This is a genomic window from Shewanella sp. cp20 (assembly GCF_000832025.1).
Taxonomy (GTDB): domain Bacteria; phylum Pseudomonadota; class Gammaproteobacteria; order Enterobacterales; family Shewanellaceae; genus Shewanella.
In genome coordinates, this window is record NZ_JPII01000046.1 from 1 (window position 1) to 20,748 (window position 20,748).

The following is a 20,748-nucleotide window of genomic DNA, read 5'->3' on the forward strand; positions in this document are numbered from 1 at the left end:
GCCTTGTACTGGTTGCTTATGGGATCATATTCGAACCCAGAGGCGGCCAGTTTCTGCTCCAGTTGGGCACTGGGAATATCCAGCTGGTAGAAGAGGTCCTGCTTGTCCTGACAGTTCAGCCTGAGCTGCTCGTTGACTATGCCCACCAGAATGTCGCCGCTGAGCTGGGTTAAGTGATAGTCCATCTCGTCCTCCTGTGCCTGAGTATGCATCTGTTATAGGTTTAGCCCAGTTTTTATGGGCTGACAACGGCGCTGTTACCTGGCTCAGCCCTTTGATGACACCTCTTTCCATAGCTGTTTACAACGATATTTAACTGTTAACACGATATTTAGTGATGACGTTTCACGATATTTCGTGAACGTTTGATCTTATTCTAACTTCCTGTCGATACAGCCCTTTTATCCAGTGCTGGCACGTTAGCTGCTGGTAGAGAGAGGTCATTGGGAATACCCAAGCTAACAAAAAACAGCGTAAACACTGATAAAGGGAAAATGTGATGAATAAGAAGTTATTGGCTCTGTTGATACCATCTGTATTGATGGCCAGCTCGGCGCAGGCTATCGAGTTGTACAAGGATCAAACCAATGCTCTGAATATGATGGGCTGGCTTGGTTTTGCCGCCGTAAATGATGGTGATGATACTGCCGTTGTCGATAATTTTTCGCGTGTCGGCTTCAGGTTCGATCGCCAGGAGAAGAACGGCTGGCGCAGCTTCGCTCACACCGAGTGGGGCATCAACATGGTCACCAGCGACGATTCGCTCAAGTATGTCGGCGGTCAGCTCGGTGCGCAGAAGACCTCAGACTTTCTATTTAACCGTCTGGGTTATGTTGGCCTGTCTCACGACAAGTGGGGTAGCCTGACCTTTGGTAAGCAGTGGGGGGCTTACTATGACGTGGCCTATACCACTGACGTGCTCAACGTCTACACGGGTTACTCTGTGGGGGCCTATACCTTTGGCGACGGTGGTTTAACCGGTGCGGGCCGCGCCGATTCCGCCTTCATCTATCGCAACAGCTTTGGCGCGCTGGATATCGCGCTGCAATATGCCGCCAAACAAAATGGCGATGTGGCTCTGTTTGACAAGAATGGTCAGGCGGTGGACGATGGCTCTCGCCTGAGCTTCGATACCAGCTATGGTGCTAACCTGACCTATCATGTCACCGATAAGTTTAAGGTGCTTGCGGGCTTTAACCGCGGCGACTTCGAGGGTGAGCTGGCGGGTGTCAGCGTGAATGATACCAACGAGATCATAGGTATCGGTGCCCAGTATGGCTCCTTCTACCAGTATGCGCCGGGCCGTGATGCTAAGGGCCTCTATGTCGGTTTCAACGCCCATCAGAGCAAGCAGAACGAATTGGTTGCCGGTCAGCTTTATGACTCTACCGGTGCCGAGTTCTTGGTGGCCTACCACTATGACAATGGTTTCGTGCCAAGCTTCCTGATCTCTTATCAGGATCTGGACACCGACGAGACCACGGCCATCAAGGGTGACTGGACGCGTCAGTTTGCCGTGCTCGGTCTGCACTATCGCTACAGTCGCGATACCGTGATGTTTGCCGAGGCCAAGTTCGACTTCAGCGACATGGATGACAAGAGCTTCGAGGCGGCGCAAGACAACAGCTACGCCGTCGGTATCCGTTACTTCTTCTAGTCTCATTTTCCCTGCAGTTAAAAAGCACTCCTCGGAGTGCTTTTTTGTTGCTGCTTATTTTATCAAACGGCCGGGGAACCTATGGGCCAAGATAAAAAAGCCCTGGCAGCGATTGATTAGCCCAATGCCGTTAACACAGGCCGAGCTTCTTCATCTTGCTGCGCAGAGTGTTGGGGTTGATGTCCAGCATCTCGGCAGCGCCGCCGGGACCATAGAGTTTTCCGCCGGTGATCCTCAGTGCATGGGCGATATACTTGCTTACCATCATATCCAGCGGCACCAGTTTATCGCTGGCGTGGCTTGGATCTATGATGATGGTTTCTTGTTTGACGCTGCTAGCGGGCTCAACCTTATCGACCTGAGTCAGATTGAAGTTTAGCGGCCCCTCGGGGGCTTCGATCATCGCCCGCTCCAGCACATTGATCAGCTCGCGCACATTGCCGGGCCAGTGGTAGTGATTCAGGCTGTCGAGCTGTTCGGCACTGACTCTGGGCAACTTGCATAGGTTGAACTTGGCCGCCAGAACCTCGATAAAATGCTGCACCAGCAAGGGGATATCCGAGCGGCGCTGACGCAGTGAGGGGATCTCGATAGGAAAGACCGCTAGGCGGTACCAGAGATCCTCGCGAAAGGTCTGCTTCTTCACCATGGCCTGCAGGTTTCTGTGGGTTGCGGCGATCACCCTAATATTCAAGTCGATGGCATCATAGCCGCCCACTCGGGTAATGGTGCCATTCTGCAGTACCCGCAACAAACGTACCTGTACCGACAGCGGCAACTCGCCTATCTCATCTAGGAAGATGGTGCCGCCATTGGCCTGTTCGAAGTAACCCGCCTTGCGCTGCTCGGCGCCGGTGAAGGCGCCTTTCTCGTAGCCGAACAGTTCAGAGTCGATCAGGCTCTCGGGAATGGCGCCGCAGTTGACCTTGATAAAGGGCTTGTCGGCGCGCAGTGACTTACAGTGGACGGCGTTGGCGATCACCTCCTTACCACAGCCGGTTTCACCAAGGATCAGCACGCTGGTATGCAGCTTGGCGATCGCCTCCACCTGGGTCATTACCCGCTTGAGGCCAGAGTCGGCGCCGATCACGCCGCAGGGATTGAAGGCCTCTTTGAGTAGCCGGTTCTGTTGGGTGAGCGCCTGATTGGCCTTGAGCAGGTTACGGCCCTTGAGGTTAAAGGCGGTGATCAGCGACAGGGTGTCCTTGTGGGGCTCGATTAGCTCGGCGTGACGGTGGCAAAACTGCGCCTTGTGCTTGGCATAGAAACCCACCACGCCAAGGTGGGTGTTGCCGCTTAGCATGCGCAGCAAGATCACAGATTGAATGTTAGGGATCACCTGGGGCGCGACAAAGCCCGTTACCTGATCGTGGTCGAGATCGTTGATGATGCGCATTACCGGGCGGTCCGGCTGACTGAGTAGGGTCTGCATCTCGGTGGAGATCTTCACCTGCTTGTTCAGCGCCCTGGTTTGGACCTCATCCACATGGGCCAGAAACTGGATGTCGCCATGTTCGGGGCGATAGATGTTGAGAAAGATGCCATCTATGGGGAGGTGCTGTCTGACATATTCGAAGTAGGCTTGCAGTGACTGTTCCAGTTCCAGGCTACTGCACAGGCGCTGGGTGGCTTCGAAATAGAATTGTTTTTGCATTGATATGTCACGGTGATCACGAAGTTTCGTGATTGTAGATCATCATATTTCGTGATTCTGTGCCCCCCTTCATAAATTGTTCCTTATCCCTCTCTTTTTAGGTAGTTGGCATGCCGGGTGCAGTCTTATCTGTATGAAATCGGGGTGAATTCTCCCGATTTTAAATTGCTCAAATAGTTGAGAGGAAACAAGAGAATGAAACAGAAAGATCTGATTAGCCCGGGTCGTCGCCAGCTGTTAAAAGGCGGTGCCGCAATGGCCGTCAGTGTGGCGGGACTGGGGGCAATGAGCGCCCAGGCGAGCGATTGCTCCGCCGATGCGCCGCCTCGCTTCGACGAGATAGTCGATGTGCTGGTGATTGGCAGTGGGTTCGCGGGTATGTCGGCGGCACTGCAGGCCAAAGAGGCGGGTGCCAGTGTCATGGTGATCGACAAGATGCCTGTGTTTGGCGGCAACTCAACCATCAACGGCGGCGCCATGGCGGTGGCCGGGTCTAAGCTACAGGCCAAAGAGGGGATCGAGGATTCGGTCGAGACCATGGTGGCCGATATGCTCGAGGCGGGCCGCGGCATGAACGATGTCGAGATGCTCAAGCTGGTGTGTAACGGCACCGCCGAGTCCTGTCAGTGGCTGGAGGCCTACGGTGTCCAGTGGAAGCCCTTCGTGCAACACTTCGGCGGTCATTCACTGCCCCGGGTATTGCAGACGGTGCAAAGCTCGGGGGCCGGCATCATTCGTCCCCTGATCAAGGCGGCCAAGAAGCATGGTATCGAGATGCGAAATCAGACCAAGCTCGAATCTTTTGTGAAAGATCAGGCGGGTCGCGTGATCGGTGTCCAAGTTCGTGATGGCTATTATTTTCCGAAAGAGCGCACGGGTAAAATGCGTCTTATCGGTGCACGCAAAGGGGTGATCATGGCCACCGGCGGTTTCTCCCGTGACCTCGAGTATCGCCAGATGCAACAGCCCGAATTAAATGGCGATCTTGACTCTACCAACCATCCAGGAGCGACTTCGGAGGCACTCAAGCAGATGATGCTGATCGGTGCCAACCCGATCCACTTAGATCAGATCCAGCTTGGTCCCTGGGCCTCCCCCGATGAGAAGGGCTTCGGCACCGCCTCGCAGTTCAACACCATCGCCACCTATCCCAGCGGCATAGTGGTCGATGTGCGCACCGGCGAGCGTTTTTTCAACGAGCTGGCTGACCGTAAGGCAAGAGCCGACGCCATCATGACGCGTCGCGACCAGCAGGGTAATCCCGTCTATCCCGTTGGATTTACCAATGCCAAAGGGGCGGCCAAGGCCCAGACCCTGGAGTGGGGCCTCAAGTACAAGGTGATCCAGCAGGCGGACACCCTTGAGGAGCTAGCGGCCCTGTATCAGATCCCCGCCAAGGCATTGAAAGCACAGGTGAAGCGCTGGAACCAGGCGGTGAAGGCGGGTGAGGACAAGGAGTTTGGCCGTCCGATGCAGAAGGCCATGGCGCTGGAAGAGGGTCCCTGGTATGGCGTGCGTATGTGGCCCAAGGTGCACTACTGCATGGGCGGCGTGAAGGTGAATACCCAGTCTCAGGTGCTGCATCTGGTGAGCAACGAGCCAATTGCCGGCCTGTATGCCGCCGGTGAGGCCACAGGTGGCATACATGGGGCGAGTCGTCTCGGCGCCTGCGCCGTGGCTGAAGGTGTGGTGACGGGCAGAAATGCCGGTCGTATCTGCGCGTCGAGCGCGGCAATCGAATTAAAACAGGCTTAGCACAGGTGTGAAGCCCAATAAAAATATTAAGGAATTGATGATGAAAAAAATGAATACTCTGTTGGCCACAACTGCCTTGGCCGTGGCTTCTGGCGCCGTGATGGCAAATGATACCGTAGTGCTCGACGGTCAGCATATGACGCAGGCGCAGGCCTGGGCCATTGCCGATGGTGCCAAGGTGGATATTGCGCCCCAGGCGGCCTCCGCGCTGGTGAAGGCCCACGATCTCTTGATGGAAGCGGCGCGTCTGGGTAAGCCTGTGTATGGCCTCACCGTTGGGGTGGGACTAAACAAGGATCACAAGCTGTTCGATGCCAACGGTGAGCTCAGCGCCGAGGTGATGGCTGCCTCTAAGTCTTTTAACTACAGCACCTTAAGAGCTCACAGCGCGGGTGTTGGCGAGCCGATGCCGATAAGGCTCACCCGTGTGGCCCTGGCGGTACGCCTCAATACCATCCTCTCTGGTCACACCGGCGTACAGCCCTATGTGGCGGAGATCTATAAGGCCTATCTGAACCAGGGGATCACCCCTGTCATCCCTTCTTTGGGCACTGTGGGCGAGGCGGATATTCTGCTGGCCTCCCATGTGGGCCTTGCGATGATCGGCGAGTGGGATGTCTTCTATCAGGGCAAGCGTATGAGCAGTGTCGAGGCGATGGATAAGGCCGGCGTTAAGCCGCTGAAGCCTATCGGAAAAGATGCCCTGTCTATCCTGTCCAACAACTCGGTAGCTGTGGCCTATGCCATGCAGGGCTATCAGGATGCCGAGCATCTGCTACAGGTGTCGCCAACGGTATTTGGCCTGAGCCTGGAAGGCCTAAACGGTAACGTGGCGCCTTTCCTGCCGCAGACTAACGACATTCGTCCTTTCCCTTATTTGAAGGCGACGACAGAAGATATCTTAGGTTCGCTCTCTGGCAGTTACCTTTGGGAGCTTAATAGCGAGCGTCCACTGCAGGATCCGCTGAGCTACCGCACTACCGCCTATACCCTGGCGAGCGCGCAGAAGGCGCTGGCGGATCTTGGCCAGGTGATCGACATTCAGATCAACCACTCGGACGATAACCCTGGGGTGATCCTCGGCGCCAGCAAGCAGTACGCCGAAAACTCTCAGGTGGCCAAGTATCTGGTTGAAGGCAAGGGCGGTGTGTTCCCAACCACCAACTTCGAGCCGCTGCCCGTGGCCCTGGCGGTGCAGCAACTGAGCGTGGCCCTGACCCATGTGTCACACAACAGCGCCATGCGCACCATTCATCTGTCGGATGATCACTTTACCCATCTGCCACGCTTTTTGAGCGCGCCGGGTAACAATGGTCACGCCTTCGGTGCAATACAGAAAACCTTCGTGGATATGCAAGTGCGCAACAAGATGTTGGCGACGCCTGTCTCCTTCGACGGCATTCAGATCGCCGGTAACATCGAAGACACCTTCACCAACCTTAAGCTGGCGAGCGATAACCTGATCCAGATCGTCGACAACATCAACACCATGTATGGTCTCGAATTGTTGCACTCTACCCAGGCGATCGATCTGCGCAAGGCGGCCAATGCCGACCTTAAGCTAGGCAAGGCGACTAAGGCCATGTACCAGGCTTATCGTAAGCAGGTGCCTTTCGTCGAGCTTGACCGTCCGTTCACGCCGGATATTCAGGCCTCACACGAGTTTATCGTTAAGTACTGATTAGTAGATAAAGCGATAGGCGGACTATCGCTATCAGGTGGGGCGTTACTCGCCCCACAATAAGGATTCAAGATGTTAAGAGTATTATCGGCCCTCTGTTTGGCGGCGCTACTGAGCGCCCCAGGCGTACAGGCCATGAAGCTGAAAGATTATCACCAAGAGATCATGACCAACGAACAGGGCAAGATCGAGTGCAGTGCCTGCCATGGTGAGCAGAAACGCAAGAGCATACCTAAGATGAGCGCCTGCGAGTCCTGTCATGGTACCGCGGCCGAGATGGCCGAGTTAACCAAGCGCCCCGAGGGCACGGGGCACAGCGTAGAACCTAATCCCCATGACAGCCTGCACTATGGCAGCGATCTCCCTTGTACCTACTGTCATCAGGAGCACAAGGAGAGCAAGGTGTACTGTAACCAGTGTCATGAGTTTAAGTACCCTAAGATGAAACGTTAGCCGTTAGGCTAGGGCGCCCAGTGCCGAGTCTGGGGATTCGGGCCACAGCGCACGCTCCCGCTGCTGTGGCCTTTTTCTTTATGTTGAACCTTGCCGTTATCTTTGCCTCTATCTCTCTACCGTTTCCCCTTAAATTACCTTCTGTTAATCTGGGAAATCGGCTATTTTATGGTTGATTATCAACATTTGGTGACTAATTGAGGTTGAGGAGCAGCGCGTGGATAGAATCGATACCATGAAGGCCTTTGCGGCGGTGGTGCAGGAGGGCTCCTTCACCAAGGCGGCCGACAAGTTAGGGCTCTCCTCTCAGCTGGTGAGTAAATATGTGTCCCAGCTCGAAGAGCACCTCAAGGTGCGCCTGCTCAACCGCACCACACGGCGGGTCAATGTGACCGAGGCGGGCAGGGCTTATTTCGAGCGCTGCCAGCAGGTGTTGATCGATATCGAGGAGATGGACAACGCCCTCACTAACCTCAGCGAGAGTGCCTCGGGCCTGCTCAACGTCAGCGCCCCCATGTCTTTTGGCATACATCATCTGCCCAATGCCCTGGTGCAGTTTCAAAGACAACATCCGGATGTCAGGCTGGATATCACCCTCACCGATAAGAAGGTGGATCTGTTGGAAGATGGCGTCGATGTGGCGCTGCGTATCGGTCGGCTCTCAAGCTCCTCGCTAATCGCCAAGAAGCTTACCCAGGTGAAGCTGGTGATCTGCGCCTCGCCCGAGTATCTGGCCGAGCATGGCGAGCCCAAGACACCGGAAGACCTTATTCATCACAACTATCTGCATTTTAGTTACTCGGATCTGGGGGCGGCCTTTGGGCGCTTCGGCGAGCATTTCTCGGCGCTGAAGCTCCCCAGCGACTTTGCCTGTAATAATGGCGACATGCTGGTGGAGGCGGCCATCGCCGGGCGCGGCATAGTGGTGCAGCCTACCTTCTTGGTGAGCAAGGCGCTGCGGCGCGGTCAGCTTAAGACCATACTCGACGATTACACCCCAGAACCCTTCGGCCTGTACGCCGTCTATGTGCATCGTAAGTTTCTCGCCAGCAAGGTGCGCTGCTTCGTCGATGCCCTGAGCCAATACTATGGCAAGACGCCTTATTGGGATCTGCCGGAGGATTAACCCAGCCTTCATAGCGGCGAATTCCTAACGCGCAAGCACTCAAGCTCTCAAGCTCTCAAGCACTCAGGCATTTAGGCCCGCATGCATACAGAAACTCGTGCCAGCCCCGCTTGAGTCTCTGTCAGTGATCTTTAGTTATTATCGTCATTTTGTTGCTAATCATTAAACGATAGCGATATTTATCAATTTTGCGTTGAGAGCTACATTTACCTCATCGGCAGCGAATGGCTAATACCTAATCCAAGCCAAAGGCTGCAAACCCAACATCTTTGAGGAAAGCACTATGAACAAGCAAACATTAATCAAACTACTCAACAGCGATGCAGGCCTGGCCCCTCTGGTACTGCGCGTCCCACTCGGTCTTATCCTGGCCGCCCACGGCGCCCAGAAGCTCTTTGGCTGGTTCGGTGGTTATGGCCTGGAAGGCACAGGGCAGTGGATGGCCAGCGTCGGTTTCGAGCCCGGTTACCTGATGGCTCTGCTGGCCGGTAGCGCCGAGTTCTTCGGTGGTCTGGCACTGGTGCTGGGTTTACTCACTCGTCCAGCCGCGGCGCTGACCGCCTTCACCATGGCGGTAGCCATGACGCTGCATGTGGGCAACGGCCTGTTTGTCTCTAACAACGGCTATGAATTTGCCTTGATCTTGCTGGCCGCCTCATTCTCGCTGGCGCTGCAGGGCGCCGGACGCTTCTCGGTCGACAAGCTACTGGCTGACCGTCTCTAAGGCTAGTCATTATTCATCTAGGGGCGGGTGTAGGAGACTATGTCCCGCATCCTGTTAAGCGTTTAAGAGGAGATGCAGATGTTAGTCGATGGTGTATGGCGCGGCGATTGGCAGCCGGTTCAGGCGAAAGATGATCAGGGGCGCTTCGTGCGTCAGACCTCTAGCTTTCGTCACTGGATAACCCCCACGGGGGAGGCGGGCCCCACAGGGGAGGGCGGCTTCAAGGCGGAATCAGGCCGTTATCATCTGTATGTGGCCTATATTTGCCCCTGGGCATCACGTGCCCTGATGGTGCGGGCGCTCAAGGGACTCAGCGAGCATATCAGTGTCAGCGTGGTCAATCCCGTGCTGTCAGACCAGGGCTGGCAGTTTGGCGATGAGCCTAATCACAGTGGGGGCGTCGTTAGCCTTTTCGATGTCGACCAGCTGAATGGCCATGAGTATCTGCATCAGCTCTATACCCAGGCCGATCCCCATTTTACAGGCAGGGCAACCGTGCCAGTGCTGTGGGATAAGCAGCGCAAGGTGATAGTCAATAACGAGTCGGCCGATATCATACGCATGTTGAACAGTGCCTTCGATCACCTTACCGACTCGGCGCTTGACCTCTATCCAAAAGAGCAAAGCCAAGTTATCGATAGCCTGAATGAGCGTCTCTATCACCAGCTCAATAACGGCGTCTACAAGGCGGGGTTTGCCAGCAGCCAGTTTGCCTACGAAGAGGCCTATCAAGGTGTGTTTAACTTGCTCGATGAACTTGAGCAGATGTTAGCCGACGGACGCCCCTATTTGCTGGGCGAGCTGCTGACCGAGTCGGACATTCGCGCCTTTGTGACCCTGGTACGTTTCGATGTCGCCTACTATGGCCTGTTCAAGTGTAATCGCGAGTTGATCGCCCAGAAGCCTCATCTGCAGGCCTATCTGCAGCGTATCTATGCCCTGGACGGCATAGCCGCCACGGTGAATGTCGATCACATCAAGCGTGGCTACTATTCGATAAAGGCACTTAACCCGAACGGCATAGTGCCCCTTGGCCCCGAACAGTCTTGGATAGAGAAGGTCAGTATATGAGTGTAAGTCAGATCTCCCGAGAGATGAGCGAGCAGCTCGAGGCTGCAAAAGGCGCGAGGCTAATGCCAAGCCTGTTTGTCTCCCACGGCTCACCCATGCTGGCGCTGGAAGCGAGCGAAAATGCCGCGTTTCTCGCCGAACTGGGCCAGCGCCTGCCAAGACCCAAGGCCATTGTGGTGTTTTCGGCCCACACGGATATTTCAGGTTTGGTGCGCGTTGCATCCGCTGAGGCGCCGCGCACCGTGCATGACTTCTATGGTTTTCCCGATGCCCTGTTCCGGGTGCGTTACCCGGCTCCTGGTGCGCCCCAGCTGGCCGCTAAGATCGTGGATCTTCTGCAAACCGCTGGGTTTGACGCCGAGTTAGATGAGCAGCTTGGCTGGGATCACGGCCTCTGGACACCGCTCACTCGCCTCTATCCCGCGGCGGATATCCCTCTGGTGCTGGTCTCAATCGACAGCCGCCAGGGCGCGAGCTATCACTATCGGCTTGGGCAGGCTGTAAAATCCCTGCGCGCCGAGGGCGTGTTGATACTCGGCTCGGGTGGCATCAGCCATAACCTGGGCGAGCTGTTTCGCCGCCCTGGCGACCCACAAAAGGTGGAGAAGATGCAAGGCTTCGTGAATTGGATAGCGGACAAGCTTACCCAAGGGGATCTGCCCGCACTGCTGGATGTCGAGCGCCAGGCACCGCATACGAGGTTTAACCACCCCAGCACAGAACACCTGATGCCCTTCTACGTCGCCCTAGGCGCAGGGCATACGGGGGCGGCTGATGAGGCTAGCAAGCCGCCACTGCGACTCCACCAAAGCGTCGAGTTACAAATCCTCGCCCTAGATACCTACGCCTGGCTTGAGTGACTATCAGCGCGGTAGAGGTGTCTTACGCAACATAACCCACTCTTGGATATTTCTGCGTTAGGACTTTTGCTTTACTATGTGAGTTTAAAATTAATATTTCTATGGCTAACGCCCGCATTTGCGGCTGGTTTTTAGCGCAGCGGAAAACCAGTCCGACAACATGCGCTTGTTAGAGTTTTTCACTGCCGATTCTTTCATCCCACAGTTCAGCGAGTTTGGACTGCTCAGATTCATACACTTTTTGTGGTATTAGAGGCGTATTCGAGGTCACAACGTTATATTCAGCAAAAATAGATAAGATACTAGATTGTTCATACCCAATATTGCTAAGACGCTGATCGATACTCTGTAGTTTGTTGCTAGCTGCCGAGAAACTAACAGCATCACCAACTGAACTCCAAAGCGGGAAAAATGTTAAGAATAGTAGCGATAATCTTGGTACTGAATAATTACCATCCGAACCAATCAGTGTCAGGCCTGTTATTACCAGCACGATTATTAGTATCGAAAGAAAGACTGAAAAAGCTACAGCTCTTTTCTGGCAGCTTTGATATAGATGCTGTGACCAAAAACAGCTTTCTTGAAGTATATCTACTAATCTCTTTTCAGGCTCAGGGTTTTCTGTTGCATAGTACGCCTGATTATCAAATTTTTCAGACTTCGAGTAGTCTTGTTTATCCACCTTACTTTTTAAATATGCTACGTCAACAGCCATTTTTGATCCGAAGGCTTGCTGAAGTATATTTAACCTCAATATTTCTTGCCCCAGTGATTTCTTGCTTTCGATAGAAAGAGATAAGAACCAAGAGATCAACTCACTGATGAGCGCAATAACGGCTAATGAATATAGCCACTGTCCATTTAGAAATATTGATAATGCTGCGCAAACGAAGGTTAGTATATGAAGGCCGATCTTATATTTTGATTTGACCTTTGCGCTATCTAATACGGCGCTAGATAATGCTTGCAAACTAGCCATATGATGGAAACCTCTCCCCGAACAACCTACCAAAACCTTCAATAGAATCTTTATCTCTATTGTTGTATGAATCAGACCAAGCATTTCTGCTATTGCCCAGTGCTATTTCTATTCTTTTCCGTGCCTCTTGACGATCAGCGTAGCCAAGGTAGTCATCAACGTAACCACCTAACCCTGAAGGGGCTGGTATTCTATATTGCGTTTTATCATACATATGCTCAAAGAACTTAAAGGTGTGCCAGGCATAGTCCTCATAAAAGTCTTCGTAACTTAAGGCCATTACTTCGATGTGGAATGATGATAGATAAGAGGAATGCTTTCGATTCCATTCCTTTATCATTTTCACCAAGTTAATTTTGCTACTCGAAACAGCCTTCATATTTTTAATGTGGATCTTTGGCCTTGTTTCGATCCATGTATCGTCATTCATATTGGGTATTTTGTAACAATAGAACGTCCCGTTATCGGTAACTCTATATGCTGGAACAATGTCGACATTTGGCCAAGTTTTAAAATAGAGCGTTACAGCTTGTCCATTTTTTTTAGCCATGCGTGTATTGTATTCACTTAGCTTATCCCGAACAGCCTGAAGCACTTGCGTTGGAGATTTACCATCGATGTGATTCCCGAAATGTAAAACTAACATTACATCTGCATCAGCATACCCCTTCAAAGAGGTTCCACTTACTAGAGAGCCAATTGGAAAAGCTTCAAGTATCGAAAAATCCTTATCTAACAAATTTACAATAGACTGAGATCGACTGTTTGCAGTCTCAGACTGATTGCCTGAAACAGATATATTCTCAATGAATTTGTCAAACGATACGGGTACCGTGTATGGCAATGCTCAATCCTCTTGAACTCTAACGCTTATTAGCGAGAATGCCGCCTATGTAAATCACTTCCTACTAATGTACATCGCGACAAACTTTTTTAAATATCTGAAATTTATATCAATAACAGCATTACATAACAAGGAGAAAATAAGCAGCCAGAAAACAAAGCGAGACTTTGCTTATTTGAAAGAAAGGGCGAGACCTCTACCACTCGCTATTAAATGGCTGATGCCCAGTTTTTTACTAAATTTAATCAATTAGTTACGAATGTTCTAAAAACAAAGCGAGAACAGCAAGATTACATAGTAGGAAGCGAAAGGGGCGCTTTTTTGCAAAATCCCATTATACCTGTATAGATGCGCAGTCTAGCGAGTAGAGTTTGGCAACCTGCCGGACATTCATCTAGCCCTCCTACTCACATCAAATGAAGCCAAATCGAAGAGACGTTAGATACCGAGTGCAGATACGCAAGTGACCTTCGGTTTCAGGGATGAAACCGCAGAGCGGCCAGGGATGGCGCACAGCGTGTCACAGGCGTATCTGCACATCCCTCGCCGGGCAGGCGTTAGATAGCCATGAAGGTACGACCTTCAAATCACCTTAACAAAAGCTATCACCGCCAACGGCTAAAATAATTATGTTAGAAACGCGAAATAGCCTCGATGGACGAAAACAGGAAATGATCAAGAGATAGAGCAGGGAAAAGGGGCGAGCGATACGCCCCTGAGAAGATTTACCTAAGCCTCTCCCCAAGTTGATTCGATTTGACCTTGTGAGAAACTTTTGGACAGAAATGCGATAGAGCATGAACTCTAAAGCTGGGGGTGAGGAAAAATATGGTAATCAAATAAAGTATACTCTGACCCCACATATCACTGACTCCACATATCATAATGGTTAGCCCGACTAATTTCTTTTGCGCTCTAGCGACGGTCTTGAGTGATGTTGAAGTGTTGTTGGATGCTATCCATAATTTATGCGACTTATTTCTTATGCCAAAAAAATGAGGGATCGGATGACCATGCTCCACTTTTAATATCCAGAGTTCCCCAAAATGATTCTCTAACAGACACCTCAAACCTCCCATACTTTTCTGAATCCCAGGAAACATCAGTTTCTATTTCACTGGGTACTCTATCGGCGTGAACACGAATAGCCCAATAATGAGGTCTAAATGGATCAAATAAGCTTCTAGTCCTTGGAACTGCTATGAAATCGCTATATAAGATTTTGTTGTTATCCAAATACTGTGTCGCGGCGGCAACTATCTTGCTTGGGGGCTGATAGACTCTTTTTTCAACAGGATATAACACGACAATAGACAACATGCCTATGGCCCCAAAAATCAACATATTCGGCCATTTAGCAGGCCCGAAATACCAAGCGATAAGACCGGATAATATCAGCCAGATAGCAAAGCATATGTAGAGCGGCTCTAAATCCAGCAACATAGGGAAAAAAGAGACACCTGTATCTCCGGGCGCTGCACTGTAAAACAGCGCAGCGCCGAATAATAGCGAACACAATGCTTCTAACATTCTTAACTTATTCAAACTGAATGCTCCACTGTGTTAATGTGCCAAAATTATCTTTCTTTTGATCGCTAACCTTGAGCAAGTCGCCGTCATAGTCTTTTTGGGCTACATGTATACATGGTTTTTCCAGTAGAAGTGACCTCATTGCCTACCACAACGGGAATGGTATTCTCGCCCGTTGAACAGCCTCGAAAGTCCCACCAGGAATATAATGCACTGGTTGCCACATTCCTTTTAGATATAACATTGCCACCCTTTATCAAGGGATACATGGTTAATTGTTTTATTTTCAATGCCGTGTTTGATTGTAGTTTTGCAAAATCAAATGCAGGAATGGAGAATGTAATTCTGTTAATCCCTTTCTTCAGTTCGATGTCAGGATTGCCATAGACTCCGATATGCTCGTCATCGACAGTGGTTATTGTGGCCGAATAGCCAAACTTTGCTGCCGCGGGAAGCGTATCCACCTCAAAGGATACGTTTATCATTTCGATGAAACGCCCATCCGCGCTGTCAATGGACTCGAATGTCACATTACCTAAATAAAGTAAATCGTCTCGTTCCCAAGAGTCATGGTCATAGTATGAGGTACTGCCAAAGGACTGGTTCCGATGAATAATATTGTCATTGTATATAATTCCTATGCTAAAAAACTTGAATGTCCCTGAATAATCCAGAGTTCTCAGATACTTCCCATCAAACTTGACGTAAAATTTCTTCTCTGGTGATTCTATGCGCTGATGAGCCACTAAAGTCCTTCCATCATTCGTCTTCAAGCTCACCCTGATATCGTACTCTCCCTCTCCTTGAAGCACTCCGCCGGTTTCAAATTCAAGCATTAATGCATCATTGTAGCCGTCGCCATCTTCATCGATAAGCACTTCGCTATGCTTGCCGGTAAGATAAACGTTATCCTGAAGTGCCTTGAAAGCTCTGTATATTTGCGCCTCAAATTCGTCACCATTCTTATCCCTGCCGGAAACATTGACAGTCACATCATAAATTCCAACGGATAACGGCACAAAAAGCGTCGAATAAATCCCGTCATTTGCCAGATAATCCGGATACACACCGTCATCACGTATGCTGGCGTGCTGCACTTCCCCATCTTTAGAAATTTCGAATGAAACTTGTCCATTTACATATGGCAGGTCCCCATCCGCTAGTAACACTGAGATGGGAAGATGATGATCAACCATAGGCTTATTGGAGGAAGAACCTATTACCAAATGAAAGAAAATAGCTGAATTTTCAACTAACACCTCGATCGGAACATGCGATCTTGAAGATGAGGTAAAGCCTCTAACGGTATAAGAACCGGGAATGACGTCCGAGAATTTAATGATCCAGACATTGTTGGTCGTCATGGGGGAGGTAAGCTCGTTGACCGGTAGAAATTGACTGAATTCAACCCCGAATGCAGCAAAATTACTTGCGTCTATTATCTTATTGCCGGGAGTGGTGATCGAAATAGTGTTCGTTAAGAAGTCATCCGCGTTCGGAATCATTAAGGTAAAGCCATCACTTCTCGGGATGCTAAATGACGCAACAAATTGACCATCTTGTATGGCAGCCGCTTTATTTATGCGTAATTGCTGGAATGGCGTGACGGAATCCATCGCCATAGATGAACTTGTCCAAATGAGCAGTACCAAGGTGAGAATCAAATTAATGAGTTTCATTGCCAACACTCCATTTCAGCATTCCAACAATCGCCTCGCCTATGACTTGTGCATCTGTCCAGACCTGGTGCCAAGACTTCCATAAAGTACGATCGCGTGATTTCCGACTGTTTTCTCAATTAAATAGGGTCAGAGTTAACTTTTTGAGGGATTTGATTGGTGCATGTTGGTTTTTCATTCCTTGAATGGCGTCGTCGATGTTTGAATCGAGTTGGCCTGGCTCTGTCCTTGATTGGTGATATTTTAGTCTATCCTGTAGTTGGTATTCAACATGGCACGTCATATTCTAATGCGCTTTTTATTTAAAAATAATAGCTTGTATCTACGAGTAACAGATGAAGCTAAATCGAAGAGACGTTAGATACTCGGTGTAGATACATTTGCGGACGTCGATGGCAGGGCCAAAAATGTTCCCTACATTTATTGGCATTTCCTACACCCATGTAGGTCAGATGTCATCGTCGAGCCTACATGGATGACTCCTTTTAAAACAAAGAGTCGGCGGGTAGCAAATGTATCTGCACATAAGCCTGCCGCAGGCAATTAACAGCAATGAAGTTGCGACCTTCAAATCACGTTAATTAATGACAATTTTATTCAACGATTAAAGTGAATCGTTATTATTAGCGAGCGGCCGAAAAGAGCAGGGGAAAAGGGGCGAGCGATACGCCCCGAGCAGATTTACCTAAGCCTCTCCCCTCGATTAATCCCAATCAACCTATCCAAAATATGCTCTCCATCCATGCGGATGCCATTGTGCTCATATTCTGAGGTGAGCCAGTACCTCAGGTTCCCCACCTGAGCGGCGGTCTCCAGGCTGTAGTTCATCTCGACAAACATATCTTCGCTATAGATGGCCGCAGCCACAGGCACCTGGTTGTCGGCGAGTTTCGCCGGGTCGTACAGCATGGGCCAGTCGGCCTTGTCGGCCAGCAGGTGGGCGGCGTGTTTCAGCGGTTTGAGGTTGGTGAACTGATCGAAAAACCAGGGATAGACCATCTCGCCGGTGAACAGGAAGGGCTTGTCTGCCTGGTAGTTAAACTCATCATAGCTTTGTCTTACCCGCTGGGCCGCCCAGCTTGAGGCGCCTTGCTGACAATAGATGCTCTCGTGCAGCAGGGCGAAGATGGGGTTGGTGTTAAAGTCCAGCAGCTGGCAGAAGTGGGCCAAGAACAGCGGATTAACCTGAGTGCCCTGGGCGGTGTCGATGAGCGCCTGCTCTAGCAGGTAATAGACAGGCTCGCCGCCTTGCTCCATGCCGATGTTGATCCCCAGTAGCTGCAACATCTCTACTGTGAGTCGCTCGCCGGTGGCGATTCGCACCTCGTTCTCTTGTATATAGGTTGCCAGACGTTCCACCAGCTCCTGCGCGTCGGGGAAACGGGCGAAGAAGTCCTGGTTCTTGGCCAGCACTCGCTTGTAGGTGGCCTGATAGACCTCATCGGCGCTGCGGGTGAGCGAGGGGATGCCGCCCGTGATGTAGGCCTCAATGAGACCTTGAGGCGCATCGTTTAAGTATTTGAGTACGCAGAAGCCGCCGAAGCTCTGGCCGAGTATGCTCCATTTTTCATCGCCTATCAGCTGCGCGCGGATAAGCTCGGCATCCTTGATGATGCTGTCGGCGCGAAAATGGCTCAGGTAATCGGCCTGGGCCTGTGAGTCGAGGTGCGCGAGTGAAACATAGTTGATGGGGCTCGACAGGCCTGTGCCGCGCTGATCCAGCAGCAAGACGCGATACTCCTGCAGGGCGCGCTTTATCCAGCCGCCGTTTGCCGCGGGCCGGATGGCGCCAAAGCCTGGGCCGCCCTGGAAATAGACCAGATAAGGCAGCTGGCTGTCTTTGTGTTCTGGGGCCACGAGTTCGCGGGCGAACACCTCGATGGTTTCGCCATCCTTTGCATTGTGATCCAGTGGCAGAGAAAATTGATGTTTGCGGCAGTGGATGCCGGCGAGGCGTTGAAGGTCTGACATGATGAGCCTTTATTGTAAATTTTATGCGCCAGTGTGAGGCAATGGGGTACTAAATGACGCGGATAGGTTATCCTAGATCAATCTTTTTGTCAGTGCCGTTAGTGAATCCCACCGCGATCACTTAATCTATGCCGAGGTGGATGAAAGTGGAAAGAATAAGATGAAGTATCAAATTGTGCCTGTGACGCCTTTTCAGCAAAATTGCAGCATCATCTGGTGCGAAAAAACCAAGCTGGCCGCGGTGGTCGACCCCGGCGGCGACATAGAGCGCATCCAGCAGCAATTGACGCATCATGGCCTGACGCTAGAGAAAATACTGCTAACCCATGGGCATATCGACCATGTGGGCGGCGCCAAGGCGCTGGCGGATGCCACGGGCGTGCCCATTATTGGCCCTCACAAGGATGATGCCTTCTGGCTCGAGACCCTGCCGCAACAGAGTAAGCACTTTGGTTTCATGCCGGTCGCGGCCTTTGCGCCTGCACAGTATCTTTGTTCGGGCGATAGGGTCAGTGTCGGCGAGCAGACCTTGGAGGTGCTGCATTGCCCAGGACATACGCCGGGTCACATCGTCTTTTACAGCGAGCCCGATAAGCTGGCCTGGGTGGGGGATGTGCTGTTTAAGGGCTCCATCGGCCGCACCGATTTTCCTCAGTCTAGTCATCAGGCGCTGATCCACTCCATCACTCAGGTGCTCTGGCCCCTGGGACGCGAGGTGAGTTTCATTCCGGGCCATGGGCCTGTCTCGACCTTCGGCGCCGAGCGCCAACAAAACCCCTTCGTGGCGGATCAACTGCTGAACTAAACGTGTTATCGGTTCGCTAAACTGCGCGGCTCGCTCGGGCCGCGTCTCCTTTTTGTGAAATCTTTTGCAACGCTTTGCGTCTGTTTTCTTATTTCCGTGTCTGCTAGGTTAGGTCATTAGCATTTGTTAATTGCCTAATTTTTATAACAGACTTGTTTGAGAGACACGGAATATGTCACATCACATCGAAGATCTGCTCAATGCCTGGTCGGCGGCGCCCAAAGATGATTGGGTGCTGGCCGTGGTCACTCATGTAGAGGGCTCAGCCTATCGCAAGGTGGGCGCCATGATGCTGATCCATGGCATGGGCAAGAGTGTCGGACTCGTCAGCGGCGGCTGCCTGGAGGCTGACTTGCGTCGGCGCGCCCAGCGGGTCATTCAGACGGAGCAGGCGCAAAGCGTCTGCTATGACGCCTCTGATGAAACCGATGCCAGCTATCAGTTGGGATGTGGCGGCCTGATACGGCTTATGTTGGTGCCCCTGTGCGCCGCCAATCATTATCTACATTTTCACGCCTTAAAAGATGCCCTGGCGACGCGGGGGCAATGCCATTATCAGCTGCCACTCATCGATGAATCTCCATTGCCTGGTGCCTCGAGTGTGTTGAACGCCCAAGTGTGGTGCGACCAACGTGCCGTGGATGATGCTCATGGCGGCTGGCAACTGAGCGACTTTCCCCGCCCCGGCATCCTACCGGGTGAGCTAGCCAGTCTCATCATTCCCCTGCGCGAGCGGCATCGTATCGCCATCTTTGGCGGCGGCATGGATGCGCAGCCCGTGTGTCAGATAGCCCAGCAGCTGGGCTGGCGGGTGGATGTGATCGACCGGCGCACCAGCTATGCCAGAGAGTATGATTTTGTCGGCGCCAACATCATCAAGTGTCCGGTGGCCGAGTTACCTCAAAGCTTTTGGACTAGGCTGGATGGCGCCATCGTGATGCAGCACAACCTTGAGCTTGACGCCGAGGCACTGGCGGCGATTCATGCCAGGGGCGAGCAGCTTAAATACCTGGCGCTGCTGGGGCCTGGTCACAGACGTGACAGGGTGCTGCAGCTTGCGGGCCTCAAATCGTCAGACCTTAACGCCTTCTTCTCGGCGCCCGCCGGCCTGGCACTGGGGGGCGAGCTGCCGGCTTCGATCGCGCTTTCCATCTTGTCCGAGTGTCATGGCGTGCTGCATGGGGCGCGCCGTGTGGCCCTCAAAGAGGTGATGGCATGATGCCTGGCTACTTAGAGGGCAGGGTGATGATCGCTCTGCTGGCCGCCGGTGAGAGTCGTCGTTTCGGCGGGGTGAAGTTGGCGCAATCTCTGTCTAGCGAAGCCCAAAAACTGGCATGCGAACTGGCATGCGAACAGGCTGATACCCCTTTAATCAGTCAGCCCACTGAGACTCTTATCGGCCACCAATATCAAGTACTGCATGAGGTTGCAAACAGGCTTGGTGCCACTCTGATGGTGGTCACCGGCGCCCATCACCAAGCCGTAGCCAGCTGCCTACCGCCCTTGGCAACCTTGCTGCATAACCCAGACTGGCAAGGGGGGCTTGGACACTCGATTGCCGCCGCGGCCCGCGAGGCCAAGGCGCGCCGGGCCGAGACCCTGCTGATCGCCCTAGGGGACCAGGTGAAGCTAGGTACTGAGGATTACCTGGCGCTATTTGGCGCGCGCCGCAGGGCAAATATGCGGGTTTGTGCCTATTATGAGTTAACCCTGGGGCCGCCCGTACTGTTTCATTATGACGATTTTGAGGGGCTGTCTAACCTGAGCGGCGATCGCGGTGCCAAGGGGCTATTGTCCCGGCGCTACCAAGAGGGCGCTCTTATCGCCATGGCGATGCCTGATGCCGGCGTCGATATCGATACCCGATCTGAGTTAGTGGCCTATCGGGCGAGGCATGGCGAATGCGCTAACGACAATTGAGCGCCCGATAGTCATCTAGCGGGTTTAAGCCCGGCAGAT

General features: G+C 52.2%; 18 protein-coding genes. 11 read left to right on the forward strand and 7 right to left on the reverse strand.

Annotated elements, in window-relative coordinates:
* On the reverse strand, positions 1-185 hold a 185-nt coding region (locus DB48_RS14625), incomplete at its 3' end, for a DUF4250 domain-containing protein (RefSeq protein ID WP_041510974.1).
* Between the two features lie 314 nt (positions 186-499).
* Between DB48_RS14625 and DB48_RS14630 the strand changes: the two genes are divergently transcribed.
* On the forward strand, positions 500-1,657 hold the full coding sequence (locus tag DB48_RS14630; RefSeq protein WP_041510975.1) for a porin: 1,158 nt from the start codon (positions 500-502) through the stop codon (positions 1,655-1,657).
* Positions 1,658-1,787: 130 nt separating this feature from the next.
* On the opposite strand, the gene DB48_RS14635 is transcribed toward DB48_RS14630, so the two are convergent.
* Positions 1,788-3,311: a sigma-54-dependent Fis family transcriptional regulator gene (locus DB48_RS14635; protein WP_041510976.1), complete on the reverse strand. Its 1,524-nt coding sequence runs from the start codon at positions 3,309-3,311 to the stop codon at positions 1,788-1,790.
* Positions 3,312-3,506: 195 nt separating this feature from the next.
* Between DB48_RS14635 and DB48_RS14640 the strand changes: the two genes are divergently transcribed.
* From DB48_RS14640 to DB48_RS14670, 7 genes are all read left to right on the forward strand, one after another.
* On the forward strand, positions 3,507-5,066 hold the full coding sequence (locus tag DB48_RS14640; RefSeq protein WP_041510977.1) for a flavocytochrome c: 1,560 nt from the start codon (positions 3,507-3,509) through the stop codon (positions 5,064-5,066).
* 49 nt (positions 5,067-5,115) lie between these two features.
* Positions 5,116-6,747 carry an HAL/PAL/TAL family ammonia-lyase gene (locus DB48_RS14645; RefSeq protein WP_443018668.1) on the forward strand — a complete coding sequence of 544 codons (1,632 nt, stop codon included), beginning with the start codon at positions 5,116-5,118 and terminating at the stop codon, positions 6,745-6,747.
* 72 nt (positions 6,748-6,819) lie between these two features.
* Positions 6,820-7,200, forward strand: a complete 381-nt coding sequence (locus DB48_RS14650; RefSeq protein ID WP_041510979.1) for a cytochrome c3 family protein — start codon at positions 6,820-6,822, stop codon at positions 7,198-7,200.
* Positions 7,201-7,417: 217 nt separating this feature from the next.
* Entirely contained in the window at positions 7,418-8,326 is a 909-nt protein-coding gene (locus DB48_RS14655; RefSeq protein ID WP_041510980.1) for a LysR family transcriptional regulator, read from the forward strand.
* 283 nt (positions 8,327-8,609) lie between these two features.
* Positions 8,610-9,050: a DoxX family protein gene (locus tag DB48_RS14660; RefSeq protein WP_041510981.1), complete on the forward strand. Its 441-nt coding sequence runs from the start codon at positions 8,610-8,612 to the stop codon at positions 9,048-9,050.
* A gap of 78 nt (positions 9,051-9,128) precedes the next feature.
* A complete protein-coding gene (locus tag DB48_RS14665) occupies positions 9,129-10,121 on the forward strand; it encodes a glutathione S-transferase family protein (RefSeq protein WP_082035655.1) in 993 nt (330 codons plus the stop codon).
* Entirely contained in the window at positions 10,118-10,981 is an 864-nt protein-coding gene (locus DB48_RS14670; protein WP_235375415.1) for a DODA-type extradiol aromatic ring-opening family dioxygenase, read from the forward strand. The genes DB48_RS14665 and DB48_RS14670 overlap by 4 nt, the downstream gene beginning before the upstream one ends.
* Before the next feature lie 169 nt (positions 10,982-11,150).
* Here DB48_RS14670 and DB48_RS14675 read toward each other — a convergent pair whose 3' ends face one another.
* The 5 genes from DB48_RS14675 to DB48_RS14695 form a co-directional block, all read right to left on the reverse strand.
* A complete protein-coding gene (locus tag DB48_RS14675; protein WP_041510983.1) occupies positions 11,151-11,960 on the reverse strand; it encodes a hypothetical protein in 810 nt (269 codons plus the stop codon).
* Complete coding sequence (locus tag DB48_RS14680; protein ID WP_041510984.1) at positions 11,953-12,804, reverse strand: nucleotidyltransferase domain-containing protein; 852 nt, start codon at positions 12,802-12,804, stop codon at positions 11,953-11,955. Before DB48_RS14680 ends, DB48_RS14675 begins: the two co-directional genes overlap by 8 nt.
* A gap of 975 nt (positions 12,805-13,779) precedes the next feature.
* The gene (locus DB48_RS14685; protein WP_041510985.1) at positions 13,780-14,349 is read right to left on the reverse strand and encodes a hypothetical protein; all 570 of its coding nucleotides are present in this window, start codon (positions 14,347-14,349) and stop codon (positions 13,780-13,782) included.
* Positions 14,350-14,420: 71 nt separating this feature from the next.
* Positions 14,421-16,013, reverse strand: coding sequence for a choice-of-anchor X domain-containing protein (locus DB48_RS14690; RefSeq protein ID WP_052813801.1), 1,593 nt, complete (start codon positions 16,011-16,013; stop codon positions 14,421-14,423).
* Between the two features lie 681 nt (positions 16,014-16,694).
* A complete protein-coding gene (locus DB48_RS14695; protein WP_041510986.1) occupies positions 16,695-17,984 on the reverse strand; it encodes an alpha/beta fold hydrolase in 1,290 nt (429 codons plus the stop codon).
* A gap of 160 nt (positions 17,985-18,144) precedes the next feature.
* Here DB48_RS14695 and DB48_RS14700 point away from each other — a divergent pair, with 160 nt between their 5' ends.
* The 3 genes from DB48_RS14700 to DB48_RS14710 all read left to right on the forward strand — a co-directional run bounded on the left by DB48_RS14700 (position 18,145) and on the right by DB48_RS14710 (position 20,709).
* On the forward strand, positions 18,145-18,789 hold the full coding sequence (locus DB48_RS14700) for an MBL fold metallo-hydrolase (protein ID WP_041510987.1): 645 nt from the start codon (positions 18,145-18,147) through the stop codon (positions 18,787-18,789).
* 172 nt (positions 18,790-18,961) lie between these two features.
* Positions 18,962-20,008 (forward strand): XdhC family protein, encoded by a 1,047-nt coding sequence (locus DB48_RS14705; protein WP_041510988.1) that lies wholly within the window; start codon positions 18,962-18,964, stop codon positions 20,006-20,008.
* Positions 20,005-20,709 carry an NTP transferase domain-containing protein gene (locus DB48_RS14710; protein ID WP_041510989.1) on the forward strand — a complete coding sequence of 235 codons (705 nt, stop codon included), beginning with the start codon at positions 20,005-20,007 and terminating at the stop codon, positions 20,707-20,709. The genes DB48_RS14705 and DB48_RS14710 overlap by 4 nt, the downstream gene beginning before the upstream one ends.
* Positions 20,710-20,748: the final 39 nt, after the last annotated feature.